At 41.9% G+C, this 15,121-nt stretch carries 13 protein-coding genes; 2 read left to right on the top strand and 11 right to left on the bottom strand.

Translation table 11 applies throughout. The annotated features are described in order from the left end of the window. Positions 1-5 precede the first annotated feature (5 nt). The 9 genes from mltG to yceD all read right to left on the bottom strand — a co-directional run bounded on the left by mltG (position 6) and on the right by yceD (position 7,358). The gene (mltG, locus tag AC27JR_RS09350; RefSeq protein ID WP_487173405.1) at positions 6-992 is read right to left on the bottom strand and encodes an endolytic transglycosylase MltG; all 987 of its coding nucleotides are present in this window, start codon (positions 990-992) and stop codon (positions 6-8) included. After that, positions 992-1,789, bottom strand: coding sequence for an aminodeoxychorismate lyase (pabC, locus tag AC27JR_RS09345; RefSeq protein WP_487173404.1), 798 nt, complete (start codon positions 1,787-1,789; stop codon positions 992-994). The genes mltG and pabC overlap by 1 nt, the downstream gene beginning before the upstream one ends. A 68-nt stretch (positions 1,790-1,857) precedes the next feature. Further along, on the bottom strand, positions 1,858-3,096 hold the full coding sequence (gene fabF / locus AC27JR_RS09340; RefSeq protein WP_008109876.1) for a beta-ketoacyl-ACP synthase II: 1,239 nt from the start codon (positions 3,094-3,096) through the stop codon (positions 1,858-1,860). A 280-nt stretch (positions 3,097-3,376) separates the two neighbouring features. Further along, the gene (gene acpP, locus AC27JR_RS09335) at positions 3,377-3,613 is read right to left on the bottom strand and encodes an acyl carrier protein (protein ID WP_008109873.1); all 237 of its coding nucleotides are present in this window, start codon (positions 3,611-3,613) and stop codon (positions 3,377-3,379) included. 250 nt (positions 3,614-3,863) lie between these two features. After that, positions 3,864-4,610 (bottom strand): 3-oxoacyl-ACP reductase FabG, encoded by a 747-nt coding sequence (gene fabG / locus AC27JR_RS09330; protein ID WP_008109872.1) that lies wholly within the window; start codon positions 4,608-4,610, stop codon positions 3,864-3,866. Between the two features lie 11 nt (positions 4,611-4,621). Then, the gene (gene fabD, locus AC27JR_RS09325) at positions 4,622-5,548 is read right to left on the bottom strand and encodes an ACP S-malonyltransferase (RefSeq protein WP_008109870.1); all 927 of its coding nucleotides are present in this window, start codon (positions 5,546-5,548) and stop codon (positions 4,622-4,624) included. A 55-nt stretch (positions 5,549-5,603) separates the two neighbouring features. Then, a complete protein-coding gene (plsX, locus tag AC27JR_RS09320; RefSeq protein WP_487173403.1) occupies positions 5,604-6,641 on the bottom strand; it encodes a phosphate acyltransferase PlsX in 1,038 nt (345 codons plus the stop codon). A gap of 12 nt (positions 6,642-6,653) precedes the next feature. After that, a complete protein-coding gene (gene rpmF, locus AC27JR_RS09315) occupies positions 6,654-6,824 on the bottom strand; it encodes a 50S ribosomal protein L32 (protein ID WP_008109865.1) in 171 nt (56 codons plus the stop codon). A 9-nt stretch (positions 6,825-6,833) separates the two neighbouring features. Next, positions 6,834-7,358 (bottom strand): 23S rRNA accumulation protein YceD, encoded by a 525-nt coding sequence (gene yceD / locus AC27JR_RS09310; RefSeq protein ID WP_008109862.1) that lies wholly within the window; start codon positions 7,356-7,358, stop codon positions 6,834-6,836. Positions 7,359-7,489: 131 nt separating this feature from the next. On the opposite strand from yceD, the gene AC27JR_RS09305 reads away from it, so the two are divergent. Beyond that, positions 7,490-8,095, top strand: coding sequence for a Maf family protein (locus AC27JR_RS09305; protein ID WP_008467407.1), 606 nt, complete (start codon positions 7,490-7,492; stop codon positions 8,093-8,095). Between the two features lie 4 nt (positions 8,096-8,099). On the opposite strand, the gene AC27JR_RS09300 is transcribed toward AC27JR_RS09305, so the two are convergent. Further along, positions 8,100-8,759: an HAD-IA family hydrolase gene (locus AC27JR_RS09300; protein ID WP_487173402.1), complete on the bottom strand. Its 660-nt coding sequence runs from the start codon at positions 8,757-8,759 to the stop codon at positions 8,100-8,102. Further along, complete coding sequence (gene rluC, locus AC27JR_RS09295; protein ID WP_008109857.1) at positions 8,756-9,715, bottom strand: 23S rRNA pseudouridine(955/2504/2580) synthase RluC; 960 nt, start codon at positions 9,713-9,715, stop codon at positions 8,756-8,758. Before rluC ends, AC27JR_RS09300 begins: the two co-directional genes overlap by 4 nt. A gap of 776 nt (positions 9,716-10,491) precedes the next feature. Here rluC and rne point away from each other — a divergent pair. After that, positions 10,492-13,689, top strand: a complete 3,198-nt coding sequence (rne, locus tag AC27JR_RS09290) for a ribonuclease E (RefSeq protein ID WP_487173401.1) — start codon at positions 10,492-10,494, stop codon at positions 13,687-13,689. Positions 13,690-15,121: the final 1,432 nt, after the last annotated feature.

The raw sequence follows: 15,121 nt of genomic DNA, 5'->3' as shown, positions 1-15,121 counted from the left end.
AAACACTAATTCTTTTTATTTAAAATATACTGGTTAACTGCCGCATTATGTTGTTTTAATGTGGTTGAAAACTGATGACTACCATCACCTTTTGCTACAAAGTAAACATACTCGCTTTTGGGCGGATTTACCGCCGCTAAAATGGCTTCTTTAGAGGGCATGGCAATGGGTGTGGGCGGTAATCCGTTAATACGATAGGTATTATACGGCGTGTAATTTCTTAGGTCTTTACGTTTGATATCGCCGTCAAAATCTTCGCCTAGTCCATATATTACGGTTGGATCGGTTTGTAAGCGCATATTGGTATTTAAGCGATTAATAAACGCTGAAGCAATTAACGGGCGCTCACTGGCAAGCGCGGTTTCTTTTTCGATTATTGAAGCCATGATCAGGGCTTCATAGGCAGTGTCGTAAGGTAAATCACTTGCCCGTTGCTGCCATGCATCTGCCAATGTTTGCTGCATTTTTTGCGCTGCACGCTTTAATAAACTACTCGCATTGTCGTTACTATGATAATGATAAGTATCGGGAAACAACCACCCTTCAAGGTGAGTTTGCTTGCCGATTATTTGCTCGCCAAGCTGCTCGAGTTTTAAATCGTTTTGTAAATGTGGAGCAATTTTTACCGTATTTAATACATCTCTAAGTGCTTGACCTTCAATAATGGTAAAGCTAAAACTAATTTGCTCACCTTGGTTTATTTTTTTTATGTTGTTTATTACGCTATCTGCGCTTAACTCGTACAAACCCGCTTTTAAGTCAGTTAAGGTAGGGTCTAGTTTAGCTAATATTTGAAACCGCCAGCAGTCTTCTAGCCACTGTTGTTGCTGCCATTGACGGCACAACTTATTAAAGCCGGTGCCTTTTTTAACTTCAAATTGAGTGCTCTGCGCCACCTTTAATGGCGTTTCAATGGTTGCTTGTAATTGCTGGTAGCCAATCACTGAGCTAAAAAAAGCCAGTAGTAATACTGATAATATAACTTTTAACACTAAGCCTCCTTGGCTAGTAACTCGTTTAGTAATGATTGGCTATGCACAATATCAAAACAGTGCTCGTCTATACTTTTTACAGGCACAATTTCCATTAAGCTGTTACAGATAAATACGGCGTCTGCTTGGGTAAGCTCATCAACGCCGACAGTTTTAAACTCAACCGCTAATTTATCACATAAAGATTGCAGAAAAACACCTTTAATGCCGCATTCATCCAGCCTTGGGCTAAATATTTTATGATTTTTAATTGCAAAAATATTAGCCGCTGAGGTTTCTATTACATTGTTGTTGTAATCAAGCACTAGCGCATCATCGCTGTGCTGGGTTTGTAGGGCATTTTTGACAAGTACTTGTTCAAGCCTATTTAAGGTTTTTAGCCCAGCTAAATGAGGTTGAATGGCCAACTTAATCGGGCTAATAGCTAAGCTAATTCCCGAATCTGTTAGGCTGTTGTAATGATCTGGATAAGCTAAAACACTCACAATAATGTTTAAATTACATTCACTTGGTGGCGAATAGCCTCGTCCACCCTCGCCTCGTGTTATCACGATTTTAAGGACCGCTTGAGGATGTGATGCTACTTGCTGAGTGATCTGCGACTCTAGTGCATTAAACTCAAGTGCAGGAAAGCCCAAACGATGCGCACATTCAATTAAACGTGCTTTATGATAAGCCCAATGCTCAACTTGTCCATCAGTAACCATTGCGGTGGTAAAAAAGCCATCGCCATAATTTAAGCCCCTATCACGGGTGCTTATGCTACTGGTTTCACTTGCTGTTATTATTGTTTGCATATTTTTTTACACATAAAAAAACCCAGTTAAACAACTGGGTTCTTATTCTCATTCGTTGTTAAAAAAGATTATACCTTTTTAAACAGTAACGAGCCATTAGTACCACCAAACCCAAATGAGTTACACAAAGCGTAATCAAGTTTAGCGTCACGTGCTGTATGCGGTACGTAATCTAAATCACAGCCTTCGTCTGGGTTATCTAAGTTAATTGTTGGCGTCACTTTTTGCTCGGTCAACGATAAAATAGACACTATCGACTCAACAGAGCCTGCCGCTCCGAGTAAGTGACCCATCATAGATTTTGATGAACTTACCATCACATCTTTAGCTGAATCACCAAAAATGGTTTTAACCGCTGATGTTTCGGCTTTGTCACCCGCATGAGTAGATGTACCATGTGCGTTGATGTAGCCAACTTGCTCTGCATTTACTTGCGCATCGTTTAATGCGTTTTCCATTGCCAGAGCTGCACCTGCGCCATCTTCTGGTGGTGAGGTCATGTGGTAAGCATCACCACTCATGCCAAAACCAACAAGCTCTGCATAAATTTTAGCGCCACGTGCTTTAGCGTGTTCGTATTCTTCAACAACCACCACACCGGCACCATCAGAAAGCACAAAACCATCACGATCTTTATCCCACGGACGAGACGCTGCTTGTGGATCGTCATTACGCGTTGAAAGCGCACGTGCGGCATTAAAGCCACCCATACCAATTGGCGTACACGCTTTTTCTGCGCCACCGGCCACCATTGCATCAGCATCGCCATAAGCAATCATACGTGCGGCATGGCCAATATTATGAAGACCTGTAGTACATGCTGTCACAATTGAAATATTAGGACCGCGTAGGCCGTGCATTATAGATAAATGACCCGAGATCATATTAATAATGGTAGACGGTACATAAAACGGCGATAACTTACGTGGACCGCTGTTTAATAATTTTATGTGGTTTTCTTCAATGAGGGTTAAGCCACCAATGCCTGAACCTACCGCTACACCAATACGTGTTGCGTTTTGCTCAGTGACTTCGAGGCCAGAATCTTGAAAAGCTTGAACACCCGCTGCAATGCCATACTGGATAAATAAATCCATTTTTTTAGCATCTTTTGGCGACATATAAGCCGATGCATCAAAATCATTGATTAAACCAGCGAAGTGAGTACCAAATTTTGATGTATCAAAGTGGGTAATATTTTGAATACCACTTTTACCATCTAATAAGCCTTGCCAGGTTGATTGCACATCATTGCCTAGCGGCGTCAACATTCCTAAGCCAGTTACGACGACACGACGTTTAGCCACGGTTTGCCTCCAATAAGGAATTATTATTATACCAATTAACTTAGCTTAGCTTAGTTTATTTCAGCGTTAACACTATTACTGTTGCTAGCTATGTTATTAGTATTGGGGATGATCATACCCAAGCTACCTCAAAGTGCGAGTCTCAAACCAATAATCAACGCTGAGCAATAACAACTTAATTGCTGATAGTGAGTGAGGGTTTGGTATTGAATCATGTACTTTGAGGTGGTTTGGATATAAAGATTAAAGGCAGCGAATGCTGCCCTTAATTTGCGATTAATTACTCAGCGTGAGCTGTAACGTAATCGATTGCAGATTGTACTGTAGTGATCTTTTCAGCTTCTTCATCTGGGATCTCAGTGTCAAACTCTTCTTCAAGAGCCATTACTAATTCAACAGTATCAAGAGAGTCTGCACCTAGGTCATCAACGAATGAAGCTTCGTTTTTAACTTCTTCTTCTTTAACACCTAGCTGTTCGATGATAATTTTCTTTACGCGTTCTTGGATATCGCTCATTCTTCTTTCCTTTATTAAAAACGCCAATGCGTTATTTTCAGATTGCGGCGTAGTTTACGTCCGATAATTCTCTGATTCAATCTTTTGACCATAAATAATTTGCTGGTCAAACCTGTTGAGTGTTTATTTTACCTTTTATCGCTTATTTTCACAGCGATTTCAAGTATGTTTAAAGCAAGTTTGCGAAAAATTCAATGTTTTTTAGCAAACCCGCATACTATTTTTGGTTTATTTAATTCGTATTACGAACTTAAACCATGTACATCGCACCATTTACATGCAAAGTTTCACCTGATACATACGCAGCGGCGTCAGATGCTAAATAACATACCGCAGCTGCAATCTCGTCAGGCTGACCTAAACGACCCGCAGGTACGTTTGCAAGCGTTGCTGCTTTTTGCTCATCTGTCAAATCATCGGTCATGTCTGTTTGAATAAAACCAGGTGCAACCACGTTAACAGTAATACCACGAGACGCTACTTCACGCGCTAGTGACTTAGAAAAGCCGATAACACCCGCTTTAGCGGCCGCATAGTTAGCTTGACCCGCATTACCCATAGTTCCCACTACAGAGCCGATATTGATGATACGGCCGTTCTTTTTCTTCATCATTGGGCGAAGTACGGCCTTAGATAAACGGAAGATAGAGCTTAGGTTGGTGTCGATAATATCGTCCCACTCATTTTCTTTCATGCGCATTAATAAATTATCGCGCGTAATACCGGCATTATTTACTAATACATCAATATCACCTAAATCAGCTTTAATTGCCGCTAATGTCGCCTCAATTGACGCAGGATCGGTTACGTTTAACGCATAACCTTTACCGTTATCACCTAAGTATTCGCTAATTTTAGCCGCACCCGACTCGCTTGTTGCCGTGCCCGCTACTTTTGCGCCTTGCGCTACTAATGTGTTTGCAATAGCTTTACCAATACCACGGCTAGCGCCAGTGATCAGGACAACTTTGCCCTCTAAAGAAAATAAATTACTCATATTATATACTCTTATTTAGCTGTATCGATTGATGCAAGGTCATTTACTGAGCCACACACCATCGCTTTATCAATGCGTTTTGCAAGTCCGGTTAGTACTTTACCAGGACCAAATTCATAACTTTGTGTTACGCCTTGTGCAACCAATGCCTGTACTGTTTCAGTCCAACGTACTGGGCTATATAACTGGCGTACTAATGCCTCTTTAATCGCATCGGCTGAGCCTTCAGCTTTTACATCAACATTATTGATTACATCACACTTAGGTGTATTAAATGTTAAAGCGGCTAAATCGGCGGCTAATTTTTCAGCCGCTGGTTTCATTAGTTCACAATGCGACGGTACGCTTACCGATAATGGCAGTGCACGTTTTGCTCCGGCTTCTTTACAGGCAACAGAGGCTCTATCAACTGCATCTTTGTGACCGGCAATAACTACCTGGCCTGGCGAGTTATAGTTTACTGGAGAAACCACTTCACCTTGTGCAGATGCAGCACAAGCGGCTTTAATTTCATCGTCGCCTAAACCAATAATTGCGGCCATAGAACCTACACCAGCAGGTACGGCTTCTTGCATGTATAAACCGCGGTTTTCAACCAGTTTTACGGCTTCGCTTAAACTGATCACATCGCTACATACCAAAGCTGAGTACTCACCCAAGCTGTGACCTGCCATAACGACGTCTGCATCTGGATTTGCAGCCAACCAATGACGATAAATAGCAACGCTTGCGGTTAATAGTGCAGGCTGAGTACGGTGTGTTTGATTTAGTTTTTCTTCTGGACCGTTAAGTACAAGGTCTGCTAGGTCGTAACCAAGTGCGGTTGAAGCTTCTGCAAATGTGGCTTTTACTATGTCAGAACTCGCTAGTAGCTCTTGTAACATACCCACAGTTTGCGAGCCTTGACCTGGAAAAAGAAGTGCAATTTTTTGTGCCATAGTTTGCTCTTTTAATTAAACAAAATAAATAATGTGTAACACGGCACGTTAACTGTTATTCAACCGCCGTGTCTTTAGAATGTGTTTTTTCGAAAATAGCAGCTATTTTATCTGGAAGTTGACGTTCTACTTCTTTCACTGCTTCGTCGATTGCAGCATGAAATGCTTTAGCTGAGGCATTTCCATGGCTTTTAACAACAATACCGCGCAATCCTACCAGAGAAGCGCCGTTATACTGGTCGGGGTTCACTCTTTTATAGAGTTTTTTTATGATTGGCGCCAACATAAACGCCATGCACTTGTAAACGACGTGCTTTTCGAGGGCACGGGTAAACTTTTTCATGATAAGTTTAGCAATGCCTTCGCAGGTTTTAAGTGCAACATTGCCAACAAAGCCTTCACAGACAATAACATCAGCCTTGCCAGAAAAAATATCACTACCTTCGCTATAGCCAATATAATTAATCAGCTCGCTTTGCTGCATTAACTGCGCGGCTTGCTTAATTTCGTCGTGACCTTTAATGTCTTCGGCGCCAATATTTAATAAACTTACTTTAGGGTTATCGCAGCCAAGTGCTTGTCCTGCCACTACCGAACCCATAATGCCAAACTGATACAGCATTTGCGCATCACAGTGCACATTGGCACCTAAATCGAGTAAGTAAACAGGATTTTTACGTTCTGTGGGTACAGCCGATATGAGTGCGGGACGTTTAACCCCTGGAAGCATTTTTAATACGTAATGCGCCATAAAAAATAGCGCCCCTGTATTGCCAGAGCTAACACAGGCTTGCGCTTCACCCGATTTAACTAAATCGAGGGCAATACGCATTGAGGAATCTTTTTTTGAGCGTATAGCAACAGCGGGTTCGCAGGCATTGGTAACAACGTCATTACAATGGCGAATTATTAATCTGGGATGAGAAAGTGAATCGAGTGATTCTAATTGTTTAGCTATTACTTGCTCGTTGCCACATAAAATGAGTTTTAAGTTGGCATTAGCATTTACCGCGGAAACGGCTGCGGGGATAGATGAACGGGGGCCATAATCGCCCCCCATCATATCTAACGCTATGGTTAGATTAGTCAGCATATAAGCAATCTCTTAGTTAGAAATTACTTGAACGCCTTTGTAGTAACCATCTGCAGTCACATGGTGACGACGATGAGTCTCACCAGATGTTTGGTCTACAGTTAAAGTTGGACCACTGATCGCATCGTGTGAACGGCGCATGCCGCGTCTTGCACGAGACTTTTTGCTTTTTTGTACAGCCATAGTCTTCTCCTAAGAATCTTTCTTAAGTTGTTTCAAAATATCAAATGGATTTGGTTTATCATCTTCCGCCTTTAAAACACCAAAGCTGGCAGGCTCTGCTGTATAACTGCATGAAGCTTCGTTGTGGGTAGGCACTAATGGCACTGCTAAAATAAGTTCGTCTTCGATTAACTCAAACACGTCTATTTCACCATTTTCATCAAGTGCTACTTCGTCGTAGCTTTCTGGAAGATCATCTGACTCTGCATCCAAACCGACTGGCGAATACACAAAGTCTTGATCCAAATCCAACCCTAAATCACCATTACAACGTTGACAAGTGACAGTTACGTGTGTGGACAAATTGCCACTAATCACAACTAAACCTTGCTCATCGTTTTTGCAATGAATTTTTACCGCTATTTCACCTACTTCTTCCTGGATAACCCCTCGTAAACGAGGAAGTTTCTCAAGCGGTACAACACCGTCATACTTTAAACGATGCTGAGCTGCTTTGCCCGGATGAAGGGTGATGGGAATTTTCACCTTTTGCATAGGGGCTGCATCATATAGATAGTTAGTAAGTTAGTCAAAGTAAAAAACCAATTTTACGTTGTTTTTCACGTGTTTTACTCACGGATCTGATTTATCCTAACTCAATCTGATTTACGCTAGGAAAACATGCCATGAAGCACCCCCTTATATTAGCCTCAAGCTCGCCATTTAGGCAGTCTTTATTACAAAAATTTAATCTGCCGTTTGAAACGTTTTCGCCAGATGTTGACGAAACGCCGCATAAAAACGAAACACCAAGCACACTTGTTAAGCGCCTCAGTGAATTAAAAGCCGCAGCAGCCGTCGATCATTTTGACCAAGGCCTCGCGATTGGCTCCGACCAAGTTGCTGTATTTGATAGCCAAATATTAGGTAAGCCGCACAATAAAGAAAACGCAATAAAGCAATTGAGCTTATTTAGTGGGCAAACAGTCACTTTTTTAACGGGTTTATGTGTGTACGATATACACACTAAGCAATGCAAAACCATTATTGAGCCATTCAATGTGACCTTTAAAACGTTAACAACGGCGCAAATAAGTGCTTATTGCGATGCAGAGCAACCTTATAACTGTGCTGGAAGTTTTAAAAGTGAAGGCTTGGGTATTTGTTTATTTGAAAAGCTCAGTGGTGATGATCCAAACAGCTTAATTGGTTTACCACTCATTAAACTCAGCCAATTATTGGCTGAGTTTGGTGTTGATGTATTAGCAGCTCAAGTGCCTAGCGCAAATTAACTGATTAACCGAGTAATATATTTTGCAACTGCTGATAGTTGTCAGCCGTTGCAATCGGGGTTAACTCGTTTAATTGCGCTGCGTTGTGCACGCCCATGGTTACCCCTATTCTATCCATACCCGCGGCTTTTGCCATTGCCATATCTATTTGGGTGTCGCCTATCATTAGCGCTTCATCAACACTTATCCCTAGCTCTTCAAGCAATTGATAAAGCATATCGGGAGCAGGCTTTGATTTAGCGTCGTCACTGGTTCGCGTAGCACTAAAAAAGTGACGCAACTGGCTTTCATTCAGTAGACGTTCCAGTCCTACTCGGCTTTTACCTGTGGCAACCGCCAATATTACGCCTTGATTTTTTAACGCAGTGAGTACCTGTGCAACGTGATCAAACACCGGTGTTGGGGTGGTATCAAGTGCATATTGCTGTTTATACCCTGCAATAAGCGCTTCGTGATGCTCACTGCGTTCAGGGAACAAGGTTGCGATTGCGTTTTCAAGCGATAAACCAATAATATTTTTACTGGCGGTATCGCTTGGCGGCTCAATATTAAGCGATTGGGCACTTTTGCGAATGCAATTAACGATTTTGCTAATTGAATCCATAATGGTGCCATCCCAATCAAAAATCACCAGCTTGTAATGTTTTATTGGGGTTACGATCACGCCTTTGCTGCTCTAAGTTTTACTAAACAACTTGATAGTGCTTTATCAAGCGGTGCTTCTACTCGCATAGTGGTTTCGTTTTTAGGATGGTAAAAGCTCAAATCATGCGCGTGTAGAAATAAGCGGTTTAAACCGCGTTTACGCATTGACTCATCAAATCCTTGGTCGCCGTACTTATCATCACAGGCAATAGCATGGCCTTGACACTGAGTATGCACACGAATTTGGTGAGTACGACCGGTTACAGGGGATGCTTGTACTAATGAGCAATCGTTAAAACGTTCAAGCACTTTAAAACGGGTATGCGACGGTTTGCCCTCGGTATTATCAACACGTACTACGCGCTCACCCGATTTTAGGGTATTTTTACGCAAACCTTCCGTTACATTTTTTGTTTTAGAGTCCCATTGGCCTTCTACCAATGCCCAGTAATTTTTTTCCATGGTTTTTTCGCGTAATTGCTCATGCAAAGCGGTCAGCACTGAGCGGCGCTTAGCAATGAGTAAACAACCTGAGGTATCGCGGTCTAAACGATGCACAAGCTCTAGGCTGCGCTCTTCTGGGCGTAAAACACGTAATGCTTCAATAAGCCCGTAGCTTAAGCCACTACCGCCATGCACAGCCATGCCTGATGGCTTGTTAATAACAATCAGGTATTTATCTTCAAATAATATATCGTCTTCGAGGCGCGTTACTTTATCGAGTTTTGATGGTACAAACTCTTCACGCTCTGACACTCTAATTGGCGGTATACGAATAACGTCGTCTAGCTGCAATTTATACACAGGCTTGATGCGTTTTTTATTAACACGCACCTCACCTTTACGAAGAATTTTATAAATTGCGCTTTTAGGCACCCCTTTTAAATGGGTAATAAGAAAGTTATCAATACGCTGACCTAGGTGGTCTTCGTTGATCGTGACAAAAGATACTTGTAAGCCGGTTTTTTCTGACATTGCCTAATCACTGATTTAAGTAAAATAATTTAGTTGCTAACACGGTTATAATAGTGGGATAATCAGCAGCGCAAATATTTAGTATTTGCAAATAACAACGGTGCTTTTTAACACAACAAAACATTCGTGATGCACATTCTGGGTAACCGATCATACAGATCCGAGTTAAGTTTTCCAAAGCTTTTATACATACCCAGTCAACACGTGCGCACAACTAACGGCAATGCGCGTAATATATTGCTGGTTAAGTTTGAACATGAATTGATTTTTAATGTGATAGTAAAAGCAATGAACAGATAATTTGTCTGATAGTGACGGCGTAAAAAACACGCCGTTCAGAATTCGCTCAAATATTGTAGTAGTACCGTACAGCAGCTTATTTAGAACTAAAAAAATCTAATAAATAAGCGTTCATTAACATCGGTAGCGATTTTTGCTCATAAAATAGATAACGGTAGTTTTAAAAACGAAACTATGGTTTGAACCTAAAGAGCCCTACGCACCTAATATGAATGCATTTAATAAGATTGATATGACAGGCCAACTTCTGGATAAAATGAGTATTGAGCTAAACAGCCGACACATTTGAATCCCTTTAGAATTTAATAGCGTGATAACACCCTATTGTTTGCCGGCATTTAAAATACTGCGTACCAAAATACAGAGCCGTTCCGTTAAAGACCCAGTCGTGAGGCTGCACATTCTAAAAATAGGAACACCTGAACAGGCGAGAAAAACATCGTCATGTCAGCGACACAAACTAGTAGAGTAACATTATGAAACGTATGCTAATCAATGCAACGCAGCAAGAAGAAATGCGCGTAGCACTGGTTGACGGCCAGCGCCTATATGATTTAGATATAGAAAGCCCAGGTCACGAACAGAAAAAAGCCAATATTTATAAAGGCAAAATCACACGCATTGAACCATCTTTAGAAGCAGCATTTGTTGATTACGGTGCTGATCGTCATGGTTTCCTTCCATTAAAAGAAATTGCTCGCACTTACTTCCCGCAAGGTTACACCTTCCATGGTCGTCCGAATATTCGCGACGTGATCAAAGAAGGTCAAGAAGTAATAGTACAAGTTGATAAAGAAGAGCGTGGCCAAAAAGGTGCTGCACTCACAACCTTTATCAGCGTTGCCGGCAGCTACTTAGTGCTTATGCCTAATAACCCTCGCGCTGGCGGTATTTCTCGCCGTATCGAAGGTGATGAGCGTACTGAACTTAAAGAGTCGCTTAGCCGTTTAGAACTACCTAAAGGTATGGGCTTGATTGTACGTACTGCGGGTGTTGGTAAATCGTTTGAAGAATTAAACTACGATTTAAAAGCATTATTAGTCCACTGGGAAGCCATTCAACAAGCGGCAGACAGTGCTAAAGCGCCATTTTTAATTCACCAAGAAAGCAACGTTATTTTCCGCGCCATTCGCGACTATTTACGTCGTGACATTGGCGAAATTTTAATTGATAAACCACGTGTTTTTGAAGAAGCTAAAGCGCACATTGAGCGTTTTCGTCCTGACTTTATGAGCCGCGTTAAGCTTTATCAAGGTGACACACCGTTATTTACGCATTACCAAATTGAAAGCCAAATTGAGTCTGCGTTCCAACGTGAAGTGCGTTTACCATCAGGTGGTTCAATTGTTATTGACCCTACTGAAGCACTTACGTCTATCGATATCAACTCGTCTAAAGCAACAAAAGGCGGCGATATTGAAGAAACAGCACTTAACACCAACTTAGAAGCAGCGGATGAAATTGCACGTCAACTTCGTTTACGTGACTTAGGTGGTTTAATTGTTATCGACTTTATTGATATGACTCCTCCACGTCATCAACGTGAAGTAGAAAACCGCTTAAAAGATGCCGCTCGCCCAGATCGTGCGCGTGTTCAAATTGGTAAAATTTCACGCTTTGGTTTACTTGAAATGTCGCGCCAGCGCCTACGCCCTTCACTAGGTGAAGCAAGCCAAGGTGTTTGTCCACGTTGTAGTGGTCAAGGCACTATTCGTTCAAACGAGTCAATTGCACTATCGATTTTACGTTTGATTGAAGAAGAAGCGATTAAAGACAATACTGCACAAGTAAATGCACAAGTGCCTGTTGCTGTTGCCGCTTATTTATTAAATGAGCAACGTCGTAGCGTTCACCGCATTGAAAAGCATCACAAATGTGACGTAGTGATTATTCCTAATCAACACATGGAAACACCACACTACGAAGTAATGCGCTTACGTAAAGATGAAACGCTTGAAACAGTAAGCTACGAGCAAGTTGTTGCGCCTGAGCCAGAAGCATTTGAAATGTCTAAATCGCCAGCAGCCCCTGTACGTGAAGAGCCGAAGCTTAAAGGTGTCGTTATGCCTTCAACGCCTGCTCCACAAGCGGCAGCAAAAGCAGCGCCGGTAGTAGAAGCAAAAGCTAAAATTGGTTTATTTACTTCATTGGGTAAGTGGATTAAGTCGTTATTTGCAAACGAAAGCGAGCAAACAACACAAGAGTCTTCTGAGAAGAAATCTCAAGAGCGCACCAATAACAATCGTGGTAGTGATAATCGTCGCCGTAACAACAACCAGCGTCGTCGTAATAACAACCCACGTAATAAACCACGTAACGAACGTACAACAGACACTGAAACTAAAAATGAGTCAGCGCCTGCAGGTGATACGCAAGAAAAGAATGAGAATCGCAATAAGCGCCGTCGCAATTCTAATACGCGTAAACGTCCTGAGCATAAAACTGAAGATAAAACGCAAGTAAAAGCAGAGGCAACTCAAAACGCGGATACTGCGCCTAAGTCTGACAAAAATGCAAGTGCTGAGCCAAAAGAGCAAAAGCCTAAGGTACGTCGCCAACGTCGTAATTTACGTAAAAAAGTTCGCGTACAAGACGAAAGTGCTGAGCAAGTTCAAACAACAGAGCAAGCTGTTGAGCAACCTGTGGTGAAAGAAGACAAGCCACAAGTACAAGCACCTGTTGCTGAAAAGCAAACGCCAGTATCAGATGAAAAAGCACCTGCACCTGCTAAAGAACAAGCAGAGGCTGTTGTTGATGCAAACGATAACGCTGTGGCACAAGATGAAGAACAAGAGCAAACACGCACTCGTTCACGTCGTTCACCACGTCATCTTCGCGCATCAGGTCAACGCCGTCGTCGCCCTGAAGGTGAAAACGCACCAGAAAAGTCTGATGAAGCGCCTGCGTTTGTACCCGTTGCGGATCAAGCCGCTGCTGAATACGAAGCAGAGCTAAAAGCAAAAGCACATAAAACGGCCGTTGATGCCTCTGATGCAGTTGAACAAAACATTGTTGAGGAAGAATTAGCGAAAACTGAAGAACCTGTAAAAGCTGAAGAACCAGTGAAAACTGAAGAACCAGTGAAAACTGAAGAACCAGTGAAAACTGAAGAACCAGTGAAAGCTGAAGAGCCAGTGAAAACTGAAGAACCAGTTAAAACTGAAAAACCAGTAAAAACTGAAGAGCCAGTTAAAACTGAAGAACCAGTACAAACTGAAGAACCAGTACAAACTGAAGAACCAGTACAAACTGAAGAACCAGTGAAAGCTGAAGAGCCAGTACAAGCTGAAGAACCAGTAAAAACTGAAGAACCAGTACAAGCTGAAGAACCAGTAAAAACTGAAGAAGTTGCTGTTGAAGCTGAAACCGCACCGGTTAGTGCTACTGAAACACCTGTAGAAGCGAAAGAAGCACCAGTGGTTGCAAGCCAACCTAAAACTGTTTCACAAGCGAGTTCTAGTAATGTAAACGCTAAAACAGTGATTACAGCTGGACATGCAAGTGCGCCAATGGCACAGCCAACACCTGTAGCTGATAGCGAAACCAAGCATACATCGGTTGCAATGGCACATGACAAACGTGAGTTAATCCCTGACAGTGGCCTTCGCCCTGGCTCAGTAAAACCTGCTGGTCGTGCAAGCTCAGCAATGACTAAAACACTTAATGCTGAATAAGCACTAAGTTTAGCTCAAAGCATAAAAAAGCCGCGTTAATTGATTTTAACGCGGTTTTTTATTGCTTGGAATTTATGTAACTGGCAAGCGGGGGCTGCGGGGATCGGGCTTCGAGCCTGTTCCCCAAACCCGTAGCTCGCAATTTGCCGTAAGCATGACAATAAGACCTTAGTGATTTATTTACCACAGAGGATAGGAGAAAACAGAAGAAATGATTAAATACAAATGTTATGAGAATTAAAAAAGTACAGATTATTGGTTTTTATTTCTTTGTATTCTCAGTGCAGCGCGCAGCGCCTCGGTGTTCTCTGTGGTTAAAAAATCAAAGACTAGAGGTGAAAAAGTTAGCGGGCTGCGGTGATCGAGCTTCGAGCCTGTTCCCCAAACCTGTAGCTCACAACTTGCCGTAAGCATGACAATAAGACTTTAGTGATTTATTTACCACTGAGGATAGGAGAAAAAAGAGGAAATGATTAAATACAAATGTTATGAGAATTAAAAAAGTACAGATTATTGGTTTTTATTTCTTTGTATTCTCAGTGCAGCGCGCAGCGCCTCGGTGTTCTCTGTGGTTAAAAAATCAAAGACTAGAGGTGAAAAAGTTAGCGGGCTGCGGTGATCGAGCTTCGAGCCTGTTCCCCAAACCTGTAGCTCACAACTTGCCGTAAGCATGACAATAAGACTTTAGTGATTTATTTACCACTGAGGATAGGAGAAAAAAGAGGAAATGATTAAATACAAATGTTATGAGAATTAAAAAAGTACAGGGTATTAGTTTTTGTTTTGTATTCTCAGTACAGCGCGCAGCGCCTCGGTGTTCTCTGCGGTTAAAAATCAAAGATTAGAGGCAAAAGTTAACGGGCTGTGAGGTTAGGGCTTCGAGCCTGATCCCGAAACTCGTAGCTCGCAACTTGACGTAAGCATGATAATAAGACTTTAGTGATTTATTTACCACAGAGGATAGGAGAAAACAGAGGGAATGATTAAATACAAATGTTATGAGAATTAAAAAAGTACAGGGTATTAGTTTTTGTTTTGTATTCTCAGTGCAGCGCGCAGCGTCTCGGTGTTCTCTGTGGTTAAAAAGTCAAAGATTAGAGGTGAAAGTTAGCTGGCTGCGGTAATCGAGCTTCGAGCCTGTTCCCCAAACCTGTAGCTCACAACTTGCCGTAAGCATGACAATAAGACTTTAGTGATTTATTTACCACTGAGGATAGGAGAAAAAAGAGGAAATGATTAAATACAAATGTTATGAGAATTAAAAAAGTACAGGGTATTAGTTTTTGTTTTTTATTCTCAGTGCAGCGCGCAGCGTCTCGGTGTTCTCTGTGGTTAAAAAATCAAAGATTAGAGGTAAAAGTTAGCGGGCTGTGAGGTTAGGGCTTCGAGCCTGCTCCCGTAGCTCGTTGCCCGCCAAAACTATCTTTAATGA

It is taken from the genome of Pseudoalteromonas sp. NH0006-26 (genome assembly GCF_057552415.1).
The sequence above is the reverse complement of the archived record's forward strand: the minus strand, read 5'-3'. Positions and strand labels throughout refer to the sequence as shown.